Origin of the sequence: Sporosarcina sp. NCCP-2331, assembly GCF_023707945.1 — a bacterium.
GTDB classification, from domain to species: domain Bacteria; phylum Bacillota; class Bacilli; order Bacillales_A; family Planococcaceae; genus Sporosarcina; species Sporosarcina cascadiensis.
This window is the reverse complement of the sequence record NZ_BRCD01000022.1, coordinates 46,843-68,689: the sequence shown is the minus strand read 5'-3', so window position 1 is coordinate 68,689 and position 21,847 is coordinate 46,843. Positions and strand designations below refer to the sequence as shown.

General features: G+C 43.1%; 14 protein-coding genes. 11 read left to right on the top strand and 3 right to left on the bottom strand.

The window, feature by feature from the left end:
• Window positions 1-12 precede the first annotated feature (12 nt).
• The 6 genes from NCCP2331_RS13215 (at window position 13) to NCCP2331_RS13190 (ending at window position 10,071) form a co-directional block, all read left to right on the top strand.
• Window positions 13-1,086, top strand: a complete 1,074-nt coding sequence (locus NCCP2331_RS13215) for a glycosyl hydrolase family 8 (protein WP_251671278.1) — start codon at window positions 13-15, stop codon at window positions 1,084-1,086.
• Window positions 1,070-1,924, top strand: a complete 855-nt coding sequence (locus NCCP2331_RS13210; protein WP_251671277.1) for a diguanylate cyclase domain-containing protein — start codon at window positions 1,070-1,072, stop codon at window positions 1,922-1,924. Before NCCP2331_RS13215 ends, NCCP2331_RS13210 begins: the two co-directional genes overlap by 17 nt.
• Window positions 1,914-3,623: a DUF2334 domain-containing protein gene (locus tag NCCP2331_RS13205; RefSeq protein ID WP_251671275.1), complete on the top strand. Its 1,710-nt coding sequence runs from the start codon at window positions 1,914-1,916 to the stop codon at window positions 3,621-3,623. Before NCCP2331_RS13210 ends, NCCP2331_RS13205 begins: the two co-directional genes overlap by 11 nt.
• Window positions 3,616-4,884, top strand: coding sequence for a glycosyltransferase family 2 protein (locus NCCP2331_RS13200; protein WP_251671273.1), 1,269 nt, complete (start codon window positions 3,616-3,618; stop codon window positions 4,882-4,884). The genes NCCP2331_RS13205 and NCCP2331_RS13200 overlap by 8 nt, the downstream gene beginning before the upstream one ends.
• A complete protein-coding gene (locus tag NCCP2331_RS13195; RefSeq protein ID WP_251671271.1) occupies window positions 4,884-6,998 on the top strand; it encodes a cellulose biosynthesis cyclic di-GMP-binding regulatory protein BcsB in 2,115 nt (704 codons plus the stop codon). Before NCCP2331_RS13200 ends, NCCP2331_RS13195 begins: the two co-directional genes overlap by 1 nt.
• Window positions 6,999-7,179: 181 nt before the next feature.
• Window positions 7,180-10,071: a hybrid sensor histidine kinase/response regulator gene (locus NCCP2331_RS13190; RefSeq protein WP_251671269.1), complete on the top strand. Its 2,892-nt coding sequence runs from the start codon at window positions 7,180-7,182 to the stop codon at window positions 10,069-10,071.
• Window positions 10,072-10,108: 37 nt separating this feature from the next.
• On the opposite strand, the gene NCCP2331_RS13185 is transcribed toward NCCP2331_RS13190, so the two are convergent.
• Together NCCP2331_RS13185 and NCCP2331_RS13180 are read right to left on the bottom strand one after the other, a co-directional pair.
• A complete protein-coding gene (locus tag NCCP2331_RS13185) occupies window positions 10,109-11,236 on the bottom strand; it encodes a response regulator (RefSeq protein ID WP_251671266.1) in 1,128 nt (375 codons plus the stop codon).
• A 193-nt stretch (window positions 11,237-11,429) separates the two neighbouring features.
• On the bottom strand, window positions 11,430-13,568 hold the full coding sequence (locus NCCP2331_RS13180; protein ID WP_251671264.1) for a type IA DNA topoisomerase: 2,139 nt from the start codon (window positions 13,566-13,568) through the stop codon (window positions 11,430-11,432).
• A 332-nt stretch (window positions 13,569-13,900) separates the two neighbouring features.
• Between NCCP2331_RS13180 and NCCP2331_RS13175 the strand changes: the two genes are divergently transcribed.
• The 3 genes from NCCP2331_RS13175 to NCCP2331_RS13165 all read left to right on the top strand — a co-directional run bounded on the left by NCCP2331_RS13175 (window position 13,901) and on the right by NCCP2331_RS13165 (window position 18,379).
• A complete protein-coding gene (locus NCCP2331_RS13175) occupies window positions 13,901-16,993 on the top strand; it encodes a hybrid sensor histidine kinase/response regulator (RefSeq protein ID WP_251671262.1) in 3,093 nt (1,030 codons plus the stop codon).
• A gap of 27 nt (window positions 16,994-17,020) precedes the next feature.
• On the top strand, window positions 17,021-17,185 hold the full coding sequence (locus NCCP2331_RS13170; RefSeq protein ID WP_376776824.1) for a transposase: 165 nt from the start codon (window positions 17,021-17,023) through the stop codon (window positions 17,183-17,185).
• A gap of 93 nt (window positions 17,186-17,278) precedes the next feature.
• Complete coding sequence (locus NCCP2331_RS13165) at window positions 17,279-18,379, top strand: DUF4145 domain-containing protein (RefSeq protein ID WP_251671260.1); 1,101 nt, start codon at window positions 17,279-17,281, stop codon at window positions 18,377-18,379.
• Window positions 18,380-18,502: 123 nt separating this feature from the next.
• Here the strand turns inward: NCCP2331_RS13165 and NCCP2331_RS13160 are convergent, their stop codons facing one another.
• Window positions 18,503-19,783, bottom strand: coding sequence for a DUF5068 domain-containing protein (locus tag NCCP2331_RS13160; RefSeq protein WP_251671258.1), 1,281 nt, complete (start codon window positions 19,781-19,783; stop codon window positions 18,503-18,505).
• A 447-nt stretch (window positions 19,784-20,230) separates the two neighbouring features.
• Between NCCP2331_RS13160 and NCCP2331_RS13155 the strand changes: the two genes are divergently transcribed.
• Together NCCP2331_RS13155 and NCCP2331_RS13150 are read left to right on the top strand one after the other, a co-directional pair.
• Window positions 20,231-20,674 carry a MarR family winged helix-turn-helix transcriptional regulator gene (locus tag NCCP2331_RS13155; RefSeq protein ID WP_251671256.1) on the top strand — a complete coding sequence of 148 codons (444 nt, stop codon included), beginning with the start codon at window positions 20,231-20,233 and terminating at the stop codon, window positions 20,672-20,674.
• Between the two features lie 51 nt (window positions 20,675-20,725).
• Complete coding sequence (locus tag NCCP2331_RS13150) at window positions 20,726-21,793, top strand: LLM class flavin-dependent oxidoreductase (RefSeq protein WP_251671254.1); 1,068 nt, start codon at window positions 20,726-20,728, stop codon at window positions 21,791-21,793.
• Window positions 21,794-21,847 lie beyond the last annotated feature (54 nt).

The window sequence follows — 21,847 nt, the reverse complement described above, 5'->3', positions numbered from 1 at the left end:
AGGAAACTACACATGAAGAAAAATATACTAATAGCTGTAATGATACTTGTTTCTCTCGCAATTTGCGGTGCCTGGGTTTTAATGGAGAGCAAGGAGAGCAGAAAACCGAAAGAAGCACTGGCGGCTGAACAATTTATTCAGAAGTATTTAATGAAAGAAGACGGCAGAATGCAGACCGATCTGCTGGATCAAAAAGACACTTATCTCTCGGAAACCGTTGGGCTGTGGATGGATTACTTACTGGAGAAAAATGACTATGCGCAGTTTCACGATACAGTGGATATGCTGAGAAATTACTTTTTTACAGAGGATTATTTAATCTATTGGGAGTTGCGTGGCCAAAAAGAAGCGACTGCTAATGCATTTATTGATGATTTGCGTATTATGACAGCCTTGTACAGGGCAGGTGAACAGTGGAATCACCGAGCTTATACCCAGCTGGCCGAGAAAATGGAGACCTCTTTCCTTCGTTATCAAGTTCGTAATGGATGGTTTATCGATCATATTGACCTAAATAGTAAGCATCAAGGGGACACGATCACCCTCAGCTATATCATTCCGGACGGATTTGAACGGATGCAGGAATTGCCAGAAGAATGGCATAACCAGACAAAACAACTGCTTGTCGATGCACCCGTCAGCCCGCATGGTTTTTATCCGAAATCCTATCAGACGTTGACCGGCACATTTTCATTTGACAAAGAAATTAACTTAATTGACCAGTTTTATGTGGGGTATCATCGGGCACAGTGGGGCGGCGACGTCACACCTCTTCTAGACTTTGCAAAGTCTGCATTTGCCAAGGATGGGAAGTTGTATGGGCGATATGGATTGGATAACGGGGAGCCGTCCGTTGAATTTGAAGCGGCAGCTGTTTATGCGTTGGCGATCTTGATGTGCCTGGAGTTGGAAGAGAACGATTTTGCCAGACAACTATTCCTGTCTATGAAGGATATGCAGCAACTGGATAAGGGCTTGCCTTATTACGGGGGTTATACCGATGTTTATTCCATGGATACTCATACATTTGATAATTTATTGGCATTGATTGCGGAAAGGATAGGAATCAATGAAGCTATTTTCTAAAACTATAGAGATAAAAATATTGGTTTTTACCTCTTTATTCATAATTGGCCTGCAGGGGGCTGTATTCTTTTTATTTCAACAGGGTAACTCTGGTTTATTGCTTGCAGTTCTTCTAATGCTGCTTACCGTGCTGACCTTACTGGCAGGATCATTAATTGGGCTGATTTGCAGTGTAAGTTTGATATTTTTGGCGGGATCATTTTTACTTTATTTTTCAATGAATTCAACAGTTCCACTGGTCCTGCCGCTGCCTATATTAATGGGCTATGGCTTTGTTATCCTGCTAGTTGTTCTAGCGGCCGGAAAACTCCGAGATTATATCGTCAATCAGAGCCGTTTGAACCGGAGGCTGCAAGAGGAGATTAGTCAGCTCGTAGCCGTCGATATATCCACGGGTTTTGATAATACGAACCGTTTGAAGTTGGAAATGGAATTGGAGATGAAGCGGGTTAAGCGCTATGGCGGTAATTTCACACTCATTTTGATCCAGATGGATTATTTTAAAGAATTCAAAAACCTGTATGGAGAGAAAGAATTGCTGCATCTTCTCTCATCGATTGCAGACAAGATTCAGAAAGTAGTCCGGAAAACGGACCGGAAGTTTCGCTATTCGGCTGACCGGTTTGCCCTGTTGCTGACGCAAACAGATGATGCCTCCATCGATGTAGTTTATGAGAAACTGTCCCAGTCCATAAAAGAGCATCAATTACTGAATCAAAAATACGTCACACTGGCATTCCGGACGGCATATAGCGTGTATGGGAAGCAAACGGAACTTTTGGATTGTGATGATTTCCTATCACAAATGGAAAGTGAGTTGGTAGCACGTGAATTATAAATACTTAGCTCAAATCCTCATTGTATTTTCGGTAGCTATTCTGTCTCCGATCCTGACAGCTGCAAAAGGAGAGATAGAAAAGAATCAGATGGCCTTAATTTATATGACAGCTGATGATGAACTGAACGAGCATATCCATTTTATCGAAGCTACATTGGCGGGGTTTTCCGAATCCATTGATCTGTATTCAGTGAACGACGTTAAGCCGAATTCATTGAAGCAGTATGACCAACTAATTTTTATTGGCGATGAGGAAGGGGTGCTGCCAGAAAGTGCTTTGAAGGAAATGGAAGCCTTTGCTGGTCAACTTCTCGCTTTCGGATGGAATGCTGATCAGCTGGCACAATTTACGGGCTGGGAATTTTTAAGGGAAGAGACTATTCGCAGCGTGGATGGAAATGCACTGAAAGAGATTAAATCTGTAATTCACGTGGTTCCTCCAAAAGAAAGCGAAGTGTTATCGAAAGGGGCAACGCTGGACAGGGAGCTCCCCTTAATTGTTAAAAAGAAGAACGTTTCCTATGTGGCTACGTCTGCTTTTGGAACTGAAGAGAAATTTGCCCTTTCCCGTTCGCTGTATTCCCTGTTGGATGTGCCGCCACCTGTCTCCCATCCATCTTATATTCGATTGGAAGACATTTCGCCGATTTCAGACCCCAAGCTTGTCAGCGAGACAGGTAATTACTTAGCGGATCGCAATATCCCATTTTTTATGGCCATCATCCCGGTTTATGTCAATAGTGAGACTGGAGAACAAATACCCCTTTCCTCCAATAAAGAATTGGTGAATGTCCTGATAGACCTGCAGGCACGCGGTGGGATGGTGATTGCCCACGGCTATACGCACTCCTATCGTTTTGATGAAACAGGAGAGGGGTTTGAATTTTGGGATGTTCAGTTAAACCAGCCGATCACGACCGAACGCAATGACGAATTACCTTTGCCGATTCGCGCGCGTAATGCATTTTCCTCGGATATGGATTATCAATCATATCAAAATGAAATCCTTCAAATCGAAACTAACTATATTCAGTACAAGCATACCAAATCTATTGAGGACTTAACAAACATAGGACTGTATCCTGTTGCGTTTGAAGCTCCGCATTACACGATGAGCTCCAATGGATATAAAGTGACCTCTGACTATTTTTCTTCTATTTTCGGTCAGATTCAATTAAGCGATGTGAATTGGAGTGTAATGGATGCACCTTTATTTATATCAAAACCAGCCATTTTATCCGGAATGACACTATATCCAGAGACGATTGGATATATCGATCCTGCGTTGCCAGATCCCTTTCAAGAAATGGAAGCGTCCATAGCAAAGCTGCAGACAGTTCCGGGTTCCGTCATCGGTGGATTTTATCATCCATACCTTGGAATGGAATATTTGGTTGAAGTCATTCAGTTAATAGAATCAGTGCCTAATATGAAGTGGCTGGACTTTTCAAAAACGGCTCAAACCATAACAAGTGACCGCATAACTATACTGCAAAACGCAGAGGGAATAGAAGTTCAGTCGACAATTACGGAAGTAGGTCAGTTTTTTGAAAAAGCTCGGGAAGATATTGTTCAATCGGTTCTGTGGCTAATTGTGGTGGTTGTTGTGGGATTTGTCGCCACCTTTTTCACCTACGTAGTGATCTTGCGTTTTCGCTTGAAAAAACGATTATTTAAGGAGAGGCAGTATATTGGCTAATATCTTATTTTACAGTGCACTTAGCTTGATCTGGCTTATGCTGCTGTACCATATGTTTCTGATGCAGGGAGGCTACCGGCATTTTAGAACGTTTGAACGTGTGATCACCAAATGGGAAAAGAATATGGTTGAACTGCCGACAGTCAGTGTCTTCATCCCGGCGCATAATGAGGAAGTGGTGATCGGTCAGACATTGAAGGCGATGGCGCGTCTGTATTATCCGAAAGATAAGCTGGACATTATCGTCATCAATGACAATTCATCCGATCGAACGGGTGAGATTGCACAGAGCTTTGCGGAAAAGTATCCTTTTATCCGGCTGATCGAAACCACGCCGCCCAACCGGGGAATTGGAAAGTCATCTGCATTAAATGAGGCACTTGCCCAATCGGAGGGAGAAGTTATTGTCGTTTACGATGCGGACAATACACCTGAAAAAATGGCGGTTTGGTACTTGGTGATGGGTCTCCTCAATGATCCGCTGGCAGGTGCGATGGTCGGAAAGTTTCGTGTCAGCAACGCAAACCAAACTTGGCTGACACGCTTTATTAATATTGAGACGATTTGTTTTCAGTGGATGGCGCAGGCTGGGCGCTGGAACTGGTTTAAAGTGGCAACCATTCCGGGGACAAACTTTGCGATTCACCGGCATATTATGGAAACCCTTGGCGGCTGGGATGTCAAAGCCCTTGCCGAAGACACGGAATTAACGGTCCGTGTCTATGATTTGGGCTATCATATTCGATTTTTTCCATCTGCAATTACATGGGAGCAGGAGCCCGAAACACTTGGCGTCTGGTGGAAACAGCGGACGAGATGGGCCCGCGGCAATCAATATGTAGTCTTGAAATTTCTATCTCAGTTATTCAAATTAAAGCGGAAACGAATCATCTTTGACTTGTTTTACTTCTTTTTCACCTACTTTCTATTTTTCTTTGGCGTGATCATCTCGAATACGCTGTTCGTGGTGAATTTGTTTTATGACCTTAATTTACAGATCGGCAATGTGGCGCTGATTCTTTGGGGGCTTGCCTTCCTACTGTTTGTAGCGGAAGTTTCCATCGCTTTAAGTATTGAACGGACAGAAATGACACGAAAAAACTTTGGATATATATTTCTCATGTATTTTACGTATTCACAAATGTGGATTCTCTTAGTCATGCATTCGCTATTTTTGGAAACAAAAAGAATATTGTTAAGGCAAAAGGTTACTTGGTATAAAACAGAACGTTTTACAAAAAAGAAAGTGGAGGGAAACTAATGAAACACCTTTTCATAACAGTTATTGCATTTTTCGGATGGCTCGGGTGGCAGACCGCAAGTGCAGAAACACCAACTGCCCAGCCGCTGCAAGTATCGGGGATTCAGCTGGAAGCAAGTCCAAATCTGTCGAATAAACAGCCGATCACCAATCAGCCGATTGAGCTGAAAGGTCCGGAGCAAGCAATATCTTTCTATTATGAGCTTCAGGAAAACCAGGTGAAAACAGATCAGGCACTTGTTTTGCACATGAGCCACTCGGAATTACTCATCGCCCCCTCATCCATTACTGTACGAGTGGATGGAAAAGCAGTGCTTTCAAAATCACTGACAGGTGACAAATTAATTAATAAGCTCGTTATTCCGTTGGATGGAGAATCGTTGAAAAAAGGCTTCCACGAAGTGACGGTTTCATATTACGGTGTGGTCAAAGAAGGAGTATGTGTAGAGCAAGGGACGACAGCGAACTGGATGACCATTCACATCGATTCTTATTTTAAGCTTATGAATAATGTGGCGGGGAATCATTCCTTAAAAAGTTATCCTGACGCCTTTACTGGATCAGAGAAAAATCCTGTTACCATTATCCTGCCCGATCATGCTTCCATGGCTACCCTTAACAGCGGGTTGAAGATCGGCGCGTATTTATCAAAGATAGGAAATGAAGATCAATCCGTCCGTATAGTGAGGGAATCCAAGCTGAACAAGATGATGAATAATGTATTGTTTGTAGGGGGCGGGAACGAGTTTACGAGTGCCTTCATGAAAGATTTAATCCAACAGGCAAAATTACCTTTGACTGACGATGCAGCAGTTATTTCATTGAAGACGTTAACAGATGGAAAGCAAGAAGTGAATGCACTGTTTGCGGTCGCGAAGTCTCCGAAAGATCTTGAAAAGAGGATATCGGTTTTAACTGAAGCAAGCTTGACTGCACAGTTGGCCGGAGAGCAACTGGTGCTAACAAACACAACGAAACTACCGGATGCACAAGATACTCAGACTGTTCCGCTAAAACAATTTGGTATGTCTAACGTGACACTGGATAGCCTTAATCGGGAAAGTCAGCAATTTTTTTATTCTCTTCCGTATACGCTGGATCAGGAACAGACGCCATTATTGGAGCTGCATCTAAAACATACGGCTCTTGCTCCTGAAAAAGAGGAAGAACTAACAACCGATGAGTTACTTGACGGGGATATTGAATTAATTGCCTGGGTTAATAAGGTGCCGCATTCAATTAATATCCGGCAACTGAAAGAGCATAAAGAAGGGGTATACACCGTACAATTACCGATTGATCATAAGACACTAAAGGACAGTCGGATTGTCAGTCTGCAATTTACGACGAGTGGTTTGCTGACTAAAAATCCGTGTATTACTACAGATCAAAGTCGTTGGCTGTATATTGAAGAAGACAGTTTCTTCTTATTTCCAAGGACCGAGAAACAGAAAACACATTCCATATCGGAATTTCCATTTCCATTCGTCGATAAAGGAGAAGAGGCAATTATCGTCTTGCCTGCATCCGAAAGCATTGATGACAATGAACTGTTGTATTTATATGAAAATCTTCATATTCAGACACGGCTTATGAATTGGAAGCTTGCACTTGCTGATAAAATATCAACAGACGACTTAAAAAAACGTCAACTGCTCTTTATCGGAGGACCGGATGTTCAGCCGGCACTTCAACAAGAAGCTTCGAAACTTGCCGTGTCCCATGTGAAGGGAAAGCCTGACATGGCAGCTTCAGGCTTCTTAACCGACACTGTAGAGGCAGTGAATTGGATTCAGCCGAGTATGTGGGGAGAAAAGAAGCATACGATGATGGTATTTGAAAATCGTGAAGGAGGCCCGGTGATTGATCGGAAGTTGCTCGAATTCCTAAATACTGCCGATGAATTTGCAACAATGGTCGTCAAGTCTGAAAATGGAAAAGTGTACACCAATGCATCTGCCGTGCAACTGGAACTGCCCAGTTCAGGTGTAAAAAGCGACAGAAAGGAAGAACAATTATCCGGTATGTGGATTGGAGGGTTTGCAGGGCTTCTGGTAATCTCTTTACTGAGTATTGTTTTTATTCTCCGAAAGAGGGGGCGGCTTGATGTGTAAGGAGGACCTAGAAGGCATCATGTCGAACTAACACCATATGAAAACAAAAAAACCACTGCTTCTCATTCTCTTACTAATCGTCACGCTCACATCATTTCGTCTCCTATGGATCGAGTCGAATTGTAAAATAAATACACCGGTAGCTGAAGATGGAATCTTGGACCTAAGGGGCAATGCGGTATTGTCAGAGGGAATGCTGCCGTTAAATGGAGAATGGCATTTTTTCAAAGGAGAGTTCCTGGAGCCGGGTGACCATCCTGAGAAGCGACCGATGCTGATACAAGTGCCTGGCAAATGGCAGAAGCAATTATCGGAAGACAATGATCCTTCTGGCTATGGTACCTATCGCTTAAAAATTCTACTGGATACTGACACGGCTGACACCTATCGGCTCTATACAAAAGATATTGTGTCAGCCTCCCATTTATTTATCAATGGCAAGGAAGTAGCACGTCTTGGAAGAACTGCCGGGAACAAACAGGAGGAGAAACCGGATTATCGCCCGCACACGTTGCAACTGGATGGAAATATCAAAGAAATTGACCTCATGATCCACGTCTCAAACTTTCATTCATTGCGAAAGGGAGGCATTGTCCAGCCAATAGAGCTCGGGGAATGGGATGTGGCGGAACGGTCTGTGTTCCGGGACTATGCCTGGCAGTTAGTGGTAGCAGCTATCATCTTGCTTCATAGTCTCTACGCTCTGCTGATCTACTTGCTGTTCTCCAGAAAGAAAGAGATGTTGTTCCTGGCTCTGGCATTTATGGCGATGGCGCTGTCTATTACAGTGGATGACGATAAACTGCTGCTCTATTTTTTCCCGGGCATTTCGTTCGACTGGTGGCAAAAGGCGATCTATCTGACGTATACAGGCAGTGCATATTTTTCCTTGCTTTTCATCAAGTCGATAGTGAAAACAGAAGGCAAACCATTTGGCAAATGGACGAGATACTATTTTCGCTTTGTAACGGTTTTGTATACATTGTTTGTAATGGCCACGCTGCTGTCTGTAGAAATGAATATGTATATCGTCTACACGCTTTTGATGTTTATCCCGCTTCCAATGCCATTCCTGATCTACCGGTCAGCATTGCCGGGAAAAAGTAATTTCCTATACTTTATGCTCGCAGTGATCAGCATCCTGTCCAGCCTCGTTTGGGGTTCCTATAAGAGCCGGGTTGCACCTGAGCTTCCATATTATCCGTTTGATATGTTGGTGGGGATTATCTTTTTCGGGTTGTTTTGGTTTAAGCGCTTTTTCATAATGGCTGATAATAGTCAACAATTGGCTGTATCTTTACAAAAAGAAATTCAGCAAAAAGATGACTTCTTGGCAAATACTTCACATGAACTGCGGAACCCGCTGCACGGTATATTGAATATTACCCAAACAATTTACGAGCAGGAGAAAATGTCTTTATCACAGGAAGCAAAACAGAACTTAGAGACGCTGATGTCTGTGGGTCGCAGAATGTCCATGATTGTAAATGATTTGCTGGACAGTGAACAATTGAAAGGAAAAGGAGTCCGGCTTGATCAACAAGTTATTCGTCTGGCACCTGTCGTGACCAATGTATTCGATACACTGAAATTTATGAAGGAAGGAAAGTTGATTACGCTGGAGAATACGATCCCTGAAAACTTTCCTTATGTACAGGCAGATGAAAATCGGCTGTTTCAAATCCTATTCAATTTAGTGCATAATGCCATGAAGTTTACTGAAAGCGGCAACGTCCGGATTTCATCTGAAATGCAACAGGGAATGGCGATGATCCATGTTACGGATGAAGGAATTGGCATGGATCAGGAGGTTGCAGACAGGATGTTCCAGCGCTATGCCCAGGATGAACGAGGTATTGCTTCTACAGGTGGCGGAGGAATTGGTCTCGGATTGAGTATTTGCCGGCAGCTGATTGAATTGCATGGGGGAACGATACAAGTGGACACCTCAAAAGGGAAAGGTGCTACGTTTACTTTTACCATCCCTCTTGCCGAGATACAAGAAGACAGCAGGACTAGGCCGCTTCCCCTGTCTGTGGCAGAGTCGTCCAGCTATACGAATAATTTGAACAAAACCTCTAGCAGCGGTGCTGAACGAATCTTAGTAGTGGATGATGATCCGATGAACCTTTCAATTATGAAGCAAATGTTAAAAGCAGAAGGATACGAGATCGTGACTTGTACGACAGGAAAAGAAGCATTGGAGCAGTTCGATGGGGGCAATTGGAGTCTGGTCGTCTCGGATATTATGATGCCACATATGTCTGGCTATGAATTAACACGTAAAATAAGAAATAAATTTTCATTGGCAGAACTGCCCATCTTATTGTTGACCGCGCGAACCCAGCCGATTGATATTCAAATGGGATTTGAAGCGGGGGCCAATGATTATGTTCAGAAACCTGTTGAAAAGTCAGAACTGATTTCGCGCATCAAGACACTTCTGCAGTTGAACCATGCAATTGAAGAGCATGTGAAGATGGAGGCGGCCTGGCTGCAAGCACAAATCAGGCCCCATTTCCTCTTCAATACATTGAATACCATTAGTGCACTAAGTGAGATTGATCCGGAAAAGATGTCCAAGCTACTAGAGAACTTCGGAACTTATCTGCAAAATAGTTTTACATCACAGAACTTAGAGCAAACCGTCCCGTTGGCAAGGGAAATGGATCTGGTTGATTCGTATATTTATATCGAACAGCAACGCTATGGTGATCGGTTAAGAATCGTAAAAAATTACGTCTATTTACCTGAAATTCAAGTACCGCCGCTGGCAATCCAAACCCTAGTGGAAAATGCAATTGAACATGGAGTTTTGAAACGGACAGAGGGCGGAACTGTGCAAATTCAAATCAATGAAAGCCGTGAAAGCATTGAGATTGTCATCTCGGATGATGGGCTTGGAATGAATCCAGATAAGTTAACAGCCATCTTATCGGATCTGCCGGCAGAAAGAAAAGGAGTCGGCTTGCCGAACACGCATAAAAGACTGCGTCAGTTAGGCAACCGAGGTTTGATCATCGAAAGCAAGTTGAATGAAGGCACAACTGTACGTATTTGCATACCAAAATAGAAAGGAAGGAAGAAAAACTTCACAGTTTTCTTCCTTCTTACAACTGATCGCTAAGCAGAATTTGATTATATAGCGCGTTTGTAGAGTGGCTGGGCGAGATCCCCAACTCCTCTGCAATCCGCTCTTTAAATTCATGATAAACCTTTATAGCTTCTGTTCGATTTTCAATTTGTATATAGTGTTCCAGTAACTGTTGCAAAGCTTGCTCAGAGTATGGATCCAACTGAAACAAACGATTAAGATAAAGTTGTTTACGTGCCCCATCGCCGATTCCCTCATAGTAATAGACGATCTGACTCATTAATTGAAGCATTTGCTGACGAAGGTTCGCGGAATGAATCAGAGCCCACTCGTAGCCTTCCTGTTCCAAATAATCCCCAGTGTATTGATGTACAGCTTCTTCAAAAAGATCAATATTGTCCCGGGATACTTTGGTATGTTCAATAAGTAAACGTTCTAAATGAATGGCATCACATTGAAAGTTTGGAAGCTCTAAACAATATCCTTGATTGGCAAAGGTGATGACTTTAGGATGGCCTGTCTTTTGAAGTGTCTTACGTAAATGGGAAAGTGTTGTATGCAATTGAATTTTAGCTTTATCGTAATCAGTATCGGGCCAAAGGGTATCAATCAAAACATCTCGATTGATAAATGTCCGGTGGTGTGTGATGAGAAATGCAAATAATTCTTTTACTTTAGCCGTCTTCCACTTAATCGGCTGATGGTCCGAAAAAACCACGAACTCGGAGAAACACTTTATACGCAACGGTTCAATAGGGCTTAGCTGCTGACTGGGCGAAGAGGAGAGCTGCTGTTGTATACGTGAAATGGTTTTCTTTAAACGATCGTCAGTTATAGGTTTTAAAATATAGTCAATGGAATTCAGTTCAAATGCTTGCACTGCATAATCCCGGTAAGCCGAAACGAACACGATATGCACCGAAGGATGATAGGTTAAAATTTGCTCAGCTAAATCAATCCCATTGATCCCCGGCATTTCGATGTCCAAAAATGCGATATTAAATGAAAGGTCTTGCACTTTTTCCAGTAAAAAAAGCGGGTTAGAGAAGGTATGCACTACCTCCACATCCTCAAAAACTTGAAGTTTACGTGAGAGCAACTGTAACGCTAATGGCTCATCATCTACCAGGATTGCACGAATCAACTAGATTCCCTTCTTTCAAAACGTATTCCAATATATCCATTGTATTCTATTTCCAGTTAAACTTACAGTGCTAGAGAAGAAATGTCAAAATAGTAAGTGAGTAGTTTCTGCATTGGTTTAGGGTATCGAATCTATAACTACAAAAAAACTGTTCAGAAAATCATTTCTGACTTTCTGAACAGTTCCTTTCACATTATACAAACACCAACTCTAATTTCCCTTCCTTCAATTCCAATGAAGCATCAAACTTCTTGCCGTCAGCCGAAGTGAATCCTTTAATTACATTCGTCTTTCCTTTTGTACACAGCAGTTTTACTTGCGGCACGGTTAGTTTCTTCTTTAAGAAGATGCCCGGGAAGGTCTGCTTGCAGCCAGATTTATAGTTGCTGCAGCCGTAGAAAGATTTTCGCGCGACAATAGTTCCGTTTCCGCACTTAGGACAGGGAGCCACTTCTGTCGGTGTATAGGAACCTTTGCGGGTGGAAGGAGAAGGCGGCAGAACAATATCAATTTTCTGCTGTTCCAGCTGTGCCGGGACGTCTTCGAGCAGCTTTTCTATGAATTTAGCCACACTGCCCAGAAAATGCTGTCCCGTTCCTTCGCCATTGCCGATTTTTTTCAAATAAGTTTCCCATTTTGCTGTCATCGAAGGGCTTGCAAGCAGACTTCCTTCAATGGCCTGACATAAAACGCGGCCTTTGTCCGTGATGGATACGATGTTTTTCGTCACCGAAATATAGCCATGCTTTTTAATCGTCTCGATGATTCCGCTTCGCGTGGCTTCCGTGCCGAGACCTTCAATTTCTTTTAGTATATCGGTTTCGCCCTGATCTTCGACGAGCTTTCCGCAAGTTTTCATCATCGCAATTAACTGACCTTCTGTGTAAGGTTTGGGCGGCTGGGTTGCGCCTTCTTTAATACCAATCTCACTTTGCACCGTTTCATTTTGCTCGAGAGGCGGCAGGACGGGTTCTTCTGTGTCTTTGGCCTTTTTCGGCACAGCAAAAAGCTCTTTCCAACCCTTATCACGCTCGGTTTTTCCTGTCGTGAAGAACGGCAGGCCCCTGACGTCTGTTGTCACTTTCGTTTCAGTATACGCATAGTCGCGGTGGAACATTGCAAGCGCCGTCCGAACCACTTCTTCGTATAAATTCCGTTCAAGCGGAGACAGTTTAGCAATCGCAGCAGCTGTCGGCAGTTTTTTCGTCGGAATGATGGCATAGTGTTCCTGCACTTTTGAACTGTCTACATAGCGCTTTTTGGGTATGCGTGAGGCAATTTCAAAAGACTGGCCGATCAGCTCCTGATACTTTTCCACAGAAGCTGCGAGATAGTTGAATTCGCTCGGCGTGATATGACGCGTGTCGGTCCGCGGATAAGACACGAGTTTCTTCTCATAAAGCGTCTGCATCGTTTTCAGTACAGTGGCAGGGCTCGCTTTCCATCTGCGGTTCGCAGTTGCCTGCAATGTCGACAAAGAGTGCAGTTGCGGTGGCGGCATGCGCTTATCCGTATTCGTCAGCTCCGTGATGATGCCGGGCGTGCGCTTCGTAATACCGCGGCTGTTGAGCGCGTCCGCAATCAATTCACGTTTCGGTTCTTTCAGTTTTGCTTTTCCTTTATACGTCCCATTTGCTGCGGTAAAGATCGCTTCCGCTTCAAAAAACGGTTCCGAAACAAATGTCTCAATCTCACGCTCGCGCTGATAAATCAAATAAACCGTCGGCGACTGCACACGTCCAATCGGAAATACCTGCTGGATGCCTTTTGCTTTTAATAACAGCGTATAAAGCCGTGAACCGTTCATCCCGACGAGCCAGTCACTGATCTGCCGTGCTTTCGCTTCCTCATACAGCTGCAGATCCTTCTCATTATCCCGAAGATTCTCAAACCCTTTCCGCACCTCATCCGCCTCAAGTGAATTAATCCAAAGACGCTTGATCATCTGATTGCGCGCGCCGGTCATATAGTAAATGGAATAAAAAATATTCGAGCCTTCGCGGTCAACATCGCAGCCATTAATCACGGTCGAAGCCCCACGAATCAACTTCTTCACAATCTGAAACTGCTTATACTTATCCTTCGCCACTTGAAACTCATAGCGCTCCGGCAAAATAGGCAAGCTGCCGAGCGTCCAGCGTTTCCAGGAAGGATTATAGGTGTGCGGCTCTTTTAATTCGACGAGGTGTCCGATGCCCCATGTCAAAAAAGCCCCTTCAGGGAACGTCGGGCAAGGACTGATTTCGATATAGCCGTCGTGTTTTCGGGAAGTGAATGCGTCGGCGTAGGCTTTGGCCTGGGATGGTTTTTCGGCTAGGATGACGGGTTTCATGAGGACACCTCTTTTATTTCAATGATAGAAACGCTAGTTCTACTATTATCGCATAAATAGGGGATATTTACGAATTCAATTAGTGACATAAAAAATAGAGTGCCTCCCGAAATCCTGTATAATGTAAGTTACGATACAAACATAACAGACCGGAAAGGTGACCCGAGAGAATCAGATTATGGTGCCATGATCTATTCATTAATCCATCGTGTGGTGGAGCGAATAGCTACAATTCTACAACCGTTAATTATGAAATTCACCCGTTAATCATAGAAGTTAAGATTCTATATAGATTAGCAGACGACTATTTTTATTAAAAGAGGTGAATTCAATTGGCGACACTCACAAAAAAACGGCGCATAGGATTAATGATTATTGTTGTCCTTTTATTTGCGTTATTACTAACAGGTTTTCGATTACAGTGGATTAAAACATTTAACGAAACGGGAGAACAGCCAATTATTGAGCGTGGGGAGCTTGATTTACGTGAGTGGGATTTTTCGGATAGAAAAGTAATATCATTGAATGGTGAGTGGGAGTTTTTCCCCTATGAACATATTACAACTGCATCATTGGCAAGCAATGACGTGGCAGAGCGTTATATAAATACACCGGGAGATTGGTCGGAAGTATTGAATCCAGAAAATCAAAGTCCATATGGATACGGCTCTTATCACCTACGAATTTTAGTTGCGCCCGATCAAGATCAAACTTACGGGATACAGGTTCCAAGTGTCCGTAGCTCCTCTGCTCTATATATTAATGGGTTATTTTCGGGGGAATCGGGAGAAGTTGCGGACAACAAAGAAGATGCTCATGCATTAAATGTTCCCTACTCATCGTCTTCTATCCGGGCAGATGAAGAGGGAGTTATCGAGATTGTTTTACAAGCAACAAACTTTGAGGATCCACGTTCAAGCGGGCTCGTTCGTTCGATAAAATTTGGTTACGAGAAGAATATTTTGGCAGATGTAAAACTATCGACTCTGCTTCAAGTGATTACCGCAGTTATTTTTGTCGTTCATGCATTATTTGCTTGTATATTATTTGTAATAGGCATTCGAGATCGTCGCCTTCTTTACTTCGCATTAGCGTTAATTGCAAGTTCGATCTCCAATATTATGGGCGGCGATGAAAAAATACTATTTCACTATATCGAGATGGATTACACAGGTTCATTTAAACTGTCATTTTCTATGTTAATTATTTTCGGTTTGGCGATGGTCCATTGTGTGAAGCCACAAATTCAATCATTATTCAAACCATTTTTACCGATCTACACGGCCGTTAGTATAGGCGTTATTGTAGTTGTTATGATTTTACCGCTAGAATCACTGGATTTTGCTTCGACGTTTAGTTTATCGTACGTGATTTTATCGGCGGCTATTACCGCATTGGCTCTACTTATTTCAAAGAAAGAATATAGCGGCGGGATTTGGTTAGCGCTGTCAAGTGTGGCTTTAGCGAGTCATATCGGTTGGTGGGCATATTCGTTGAATACAGGCTTAAAAGTAGTTTATTACCCATTCGATCTAATTATTGCAGTGATTTGTTTCGCGGGTGTTTGGTTTAAGCAATACCATCAACTGCATCTTGAGACGAATCAGTTTGCAAAAGAACTTCAACGGGCGGATAAAGTAAAAGACGAATTTTTGGCAAATACGTCCCATGAATTAAGGAATCCCTTACATAGTATTTTAAATATGTCCGAAGCAATTCTTGAAAGAGAACAGTCCACATTACAAGGAAGGAGTGTTAAAGATTTAGAAGCAGTTATATCGGTCAGCCGCCGAATGTCAGTGATGGTTAATGAATTGCTGGATATGACCCATTTAAAGGAAGGAAATCCACAACTGGAGCCTGGGCCTTGTTCACTTCAAGCAGTTACTCTAGGTGTCGTGGATATGCTGGAGTATATGGTGGAGGGAAAACCAGTTCAAATGGTGAATAAAATTCCAAATGACTTTCCATTAATTATCGCCGATGAAAAACGGCTCATTCAGATTGTTTTTAACTTGCTCCATAATGCCATTAAATTTACAAACCATGGCGACATTACGATTCAAGCATTTATTCAAGAAGGACAAGCGCAAATATCAATTTCTGATACGGGTATCGGGATGGAAAAAGAGGTTCTTAAAAATATTTTTGAACCCTATGTACAGGGACATAACAGAGAAGATGGCGGATTCGGCTTAGGCTTAAATATTAGCCAAAAGCTGGTTGCACTCCATGGAAGTACATTAGAAGTTCAATCTGTTTTAGATGAAGGGTCAACGTTTAGTTTCCAAATTCCTTTAGCTCATGCTGAAGCGATTAGTAAGGTGCATTCGCAAATACAATCTTCAATGGAATTTAGTGATGAAAGTGACAAGAAGAAAACGCATATCGGAGAATCAACCATTGAAGCGCATGTAGCAGTTGATTTAGAGCGGCCGCGCATACTTGTTGTTGATGATGATCCGATTAATTTGCAAGTCATTGAGACGATGCTTGTGGGTGAAAAGTATAATGTGAAAACAGTTTTAAATGGTATCGAAGCGCTTGTCTTAGTAGACAAAAAAGAATGGGATTTAGTTATCTCAGATGTGATGATGCCCCACATGTCGGGGTATGATTTAACGAAGAAAATCCGAGAGCGTTTTTCAATAACGGAACTTCCAATTTTGTTATTAACGGCAAGAAGCCAGCCAAAAGATATTGAAAATGGATTTTTAGCAGGCGCAAATGATTATGTCCAGAAACCCGTAGATGCATTGGAATTCAAGTCGAGAGTCCGGGCGTTGACGAGCGTTAAACAATCAATGCAAGAAAAACTACAAATCGAAGCGGCTTGGCTTCAAGCACAAATTCGGCCGCATTTCCTGTTTAACGCGTTGAATACAATTATGGCATTGAGTGAGATTGATTTGGAAAGAATGCAAAAGGTTTTAGAAGCATTTAGTCAGTTACTACGCGGGAAATTCAAGTTTACTAATTTGAATGAACTTGTGCCACTTGAGGATGAATTGGAACTTATCCAGGCTTATTTACTGATTGAAAAGGAGAGATTCGTAGATCGCTTGTGTGTTATATGGGAGATAGATGAAGATTTATCAGTCATTATTCCTTCACTAACGATTCAGCCACTTGTCGAAAACGCTATTCATCATGGCATTATGAAGCGTCCTGAAGGTGGTCAGTTAACGATACGAATTTCACAAGTTGATACGCATATTGAAATTTCCGTGGAAGATGATGGAATAGGTATGGAGAAATCGGAGGCAGCGGGGATATTGAAGAAAACAGCTGGCCGTAATACGGGCATTGGTTTGTTGAACACAGATCTCCGTTTAAAACGTCAATTTGGTCAAGGGCTAAAAATTGAAAGTGTTAAAGATGCGGGGACGAAGGTATCGTTTATTGTTCCTCGTAAAATGGGATAATATGGTCATCATGAAGGATTTCTAGCGATGATGAGACAAGGTTGTGAAGCAAGAGGAATTACGATTTTGCGGGGAAGCGTGAGCAAGGATCATATTCCCCTGTTATGGTCTTGTCTTCCGTGTATGGCACCAAACGAAGTGTTGCAATATTTGAAAGGGAGATCTTCAAGGTTGTTTAAGAAGGTTGTTTAAGAAGGTTGTTCAATGGGGAAAATACATAGCAAAGCCTTTCCAATAAAACAATTGCAGCATTTAATACATGCAAGCATGAGGAGATCATAGATCATGGAAAATAACCCATCGTATTTTTATCATTTTTTAGAACCGATATCTGAACAACTGGCGCAAATGGCCAGCGGGCTTGAGAAAAGTATTTATGCCAGCCCGCAGACGATGCTGATGCACTCACGGACATTTGTCGAAGCGATTCTGCAGCGGGTCATGGTTGCCGAACAGCTGTCAGTGGAGGATAATCTTGCACTTAAAGACCGGATTGATTTGCTGGAGAGGAAGGATCTCCTGGAAAAAGAAGTCCTCGATGCATTTCATCAGGTTCGAATGAACGGAAACTCCGCGGCTCACGAATCCAGGGACTTCCGGTATTCGGAGGCTCTCCTTTCCTGGGAGGCGATCTACATGATCGTCCGATGGTATGTGAAGAAATACTGCCCTCAGGATGTGAAAGTGCCAGCTTATCAGGATCCCGAACCAACGAAGGGCGATGAAACCGAAGTATCCGAACTGGAAGAGAGACTGCAGAATATGGAAATCTTGATCCGTTCAAATATTCAACAGCAAAAAGGGCTCAATGAGGAATTCGAGACAGCAGCAGTTTCAGGTCCCTTGGAAGGCGCACTTCCTGGTCTTGCATCGGTTCGCACGATCGTATATAAAGATCGAAGTCTGGAAGTACCGCACTTTCTTCGGGATGCCTTCCTGCTGCCGCAAAGATTCGAGGAGTCGGAGAATTTTCTTACAACGCTCGGGGCTGAACAAGAAGTACGGGTTATGAGCGAACTGCCCAATAACCTGGAGGGATTGCATCATGATATAAAGGGATTCAGTGGTGAAAATGATGAGATATTATTCAAAGAGCTGAAGCATTTTATTCAAGAAGAGACTGCCAGACGCGAGGTGGAACTGACGCATCCGGGCAAGCTTGTTCTTTTCTATAAGACAGACTATGTGCTCGTTACCGATCAACTGGCGAATATTCCGCTGACTGAAGAGGAATTCGGCAGCAGCCCGAACCTCTTTGCACAACTGCAGGAAGATCAGATTGAAAGGGTGGGTCAACTTCCGAAAGAACTGGCTACTTTAACTAAATACGACAATGTTGGTTTCGAAACAGTAAAAGAACTGTTCGCGCAATTAAAGGAGAAATAAACTATATGGAGGCGCTGGTAAAGGCATTTCTCTTACCACCAGCCTTAAAACAGGTACACTAAGTACTGCAAGTGAAGGGTGATGACAATAAAACGCGGCACCCTGTCAGGCACCGCGCTGCGCTTAGTTCATCGGCAATTCAAAAGTCACCGATTTTTCCTTGAATAATTTTTTTGCATTTTCGTCAGCCAGCGGGCCGAATTGGAGTTTCAGTTCCTTCAACAAATCGAACTCATCTTTGCGGAAGAGGAAGACGGTGAGAAACTCTTCTGACTCACCCGGCTGTAAATCTCCGTAAAGTGTCGGCTCCAGCATTCCTTCGGATAACATCGTGCCCCGGTTTTGATCCAGAATTAAACGAGCTTCTACGAGAGACTTTGTAAAAGCCTCGCTGCTGTCATTCACTACTTGGAACTTTGCCGTCAATGCGACGAGTGGGCCGTCACCGAAATTGCGGAAACGTTCTGCATGGGCAGTCGTTGGTGTCACGTCAGCGTATTGCACACCTTCCAAAGTAACCGAAACTTCATCGATTTTCTGAGTTTCGTTGATATCCTCTTTTGAGAAGAAAAGTTCCTTATCGGCAATCGTATCTGTCACCATTTTATCGGCATACAGAGCAGAGCTTTTCGAAGCTTTCTCGGCACCGTCTTCGTTGAATGGAATCTTGAAGATGGCTTCATTCCCGAGGCTCTTATTAAAGTCGTCCTCAAGCATCGGTCTGTCAATAGTGTATGTTGGCGCTTTCAGCCGTTCAAACTGAGGCTTGGTCATCGTGTACGCCTGCATCCCTGTGTACTTGCCTTTAGAATACTGACGGCCAGCATTGTCCTGATCACCTTTTAGCCAGTCATCCCGGTCAACGAGGCTTCTGCGCATGTACAGATTTTCAGTGCCGTCATCGGACAGCATCATCGTACTCGCATTGTAGAAGACGTCCTCATCTAACTGATTTTCAAATCCAAGTTTATAAGTGATGACATATCCCTCGTCCTCATCATCGAAGTTATGTTTAGCTGATTCATTCATATTCGTGACATGGACGATTTGATACTCATCTATTGAGAGAGTGACTTCATCCGAATAGGCATGCGTCAGGTTTGGATTGCTATTTGTAAAGACAACTTCAACATCGCCGCCTGTCTCTTCCTCTATGTAAGGATTGATATTTTCCGCAGGTCCGCTATCCGGAGTGTCGGTCGTTTCTGTCTCTTTATCATCAGATTCTGCTTTCTCTTCAGCTCCTGATATTTCGTTTGCATCATCTTGTTTTTGCTCCGCCACTTCAGTTTCTGCAAGTTTCGCAGCAGCTGCTTTCTCACTGGAATCCTGCGTTTTACCACAAGCACCCAATAGAAGGATGGCTGCCAATCCGCTGCCAATCAATACTTTTTTCAGGTCCATTATCAACTCTCCTCTTTATAATATTTTCACATGATAACTATACCAGTTATACCAATTAGCTAGCGGACTATCTTTGCAAACGGTTCTTAAGTGATTTATTTGCTTGCCAGTCTGTGAAGTAAGACCTGTTGAAGTGAAAAAAGTGTGGAGTTAAATGAAAATTTTTGTGAGTATTGAATCGGGCAGGGAGGGTAATAGACATAGTGTAGGAATAGCGTTGAAGGGATTACGAAAGTTTAATCATTCATTTATGCTGATTGAAGTCATCAATTGATATAGAATTTCAAGCACACTCATTTGCAAAGAATTGCATGAATGCTGTAGTGAATAATGTTCCAAGCATTTCCTCTGTAAAGATCAATTTAAAAAGAGTCGCAGGCGGCAAACTTGCATCTTTATCAATTGAGTAGTAAAGTGATTATAGAAATTAAAGGAAGTGAAGGACCCGTGAAACAAAATACACTTGGATCATTAATTTGGCTGAGGCTTTCAAGATTCACCCATCAAAGTAACTTATTATCCAATGACTTTTTAAAACCATTTGATTTAACGGCCGCGCAATTTGATGTGTTAATGCAAATATCAACGTATCAGCCGTTAACACAAAGTGAACTCGCTGAGAAAGCGACAGTGACGCAGGGGGGGATTTCCCGCATGCTCGCCCGCTTGGAGAAAGAGGGACTGATTGAACGCAAGCAGGATTGGAAAACGAAAACGATATCGCTGACAGAAAAAGGACGTCTAAAATTGGATCATGCATTTGATGCACAGCTGAGATTCCAATCGTCGTTCTTTGATGATTGTTTATCAGAAGATGAACAAAAAACCCTGTATTCGCTCATGTCACGTGTACAAAAAAACAGTGAAAGAAAAAGATTGTCGAATAGATAATTTTTTTACCCTATCACTTGACTAATCAAATTAAAGCGAGGAGAAATAAGTATGGAAAAATATCGTATCGATTTATCAAAAGGTATGGAGTTTGGACTCTATTCATTAGGCGATCATATGCCCAATCCGCTGACAGGTGAACGTATTTCCGCGCAAGCCAGGATTAATGAATTGATTGAAGTGAGCCAACTGGCGGAGCAAGCGGGCATTGATGTCTTTGGCGTTGGGGAAAGTCACCAAACCTATTTCACTACCCAAGCCCATACCGTCGTCTTGGGTGCCATCGCACAAGCGACAAGTAAAATAAAAATCACGAGTTCGGCAACGGTACTGAGCGTATCAGATCCTGTTCGTGTGTATGAGGACTTCGCTACGGTCGACTTAATTTCAGATGGACGTGCAGAAATTGTTGCGGGACGCGGTTCCCGTGTAGGTGCCTATCAATTGCTTGGCGTTGACCTGCAAGATTACGAAGAGATTTTCGAGGAGAAACTGGAACTTCTTAAACAAATCAATGAAGAAGAATATGTGACGTGGCAAGGCGAATTCCGTGCGCCGCTGCAAAACGCCCAAATTTTGCCGCAACCTAAAAATGGCTCTCTGCCTATTTGGCGTGCTGTCGGTGGCCCTCCTGCAAGTGCGATTAAAGCAGGATACATGGGAATTCCCATGATGCTGACCACATTAGGCGGGCCGGCCGTCAATTTTAAGCCTTCCGTCGATGCCTACCGGGAAGCAGCAGAGCGGAGCGGTTTTAATCCGAATGAATTACCGATTGCCACAACCAGCCTGTTCTATGTTGCAGATACGACAAAGGAAGCGCTGCAAGGGATGTATCCGCATATTAACGGAGGATTCCAGGCCATCCGGGGCAGCGGTTACCCAAAACAGCAATTCGCTCAGGCGCCTGATACACGGGATGCCCTGATGGTCGGCAGCAAAGATCAGATTATTGAAAAGCTGCTCTACCAGCATGAACTGTACGGCATGCAGCGCTTTATGGCACAAATTGATTTTGGCGGCGTACCTTTTGAAAAAATCATGAAAAACATCGAAATCATCGGAAATGACATCATTCCAGCTATTAAAAAACATACTGCTGTGAAGTCAGAAGAATAAAGACGATTTTTCAGGTCGGTATGTAAAAAGAAGGCAGTCAACGGAAGGAGAGAA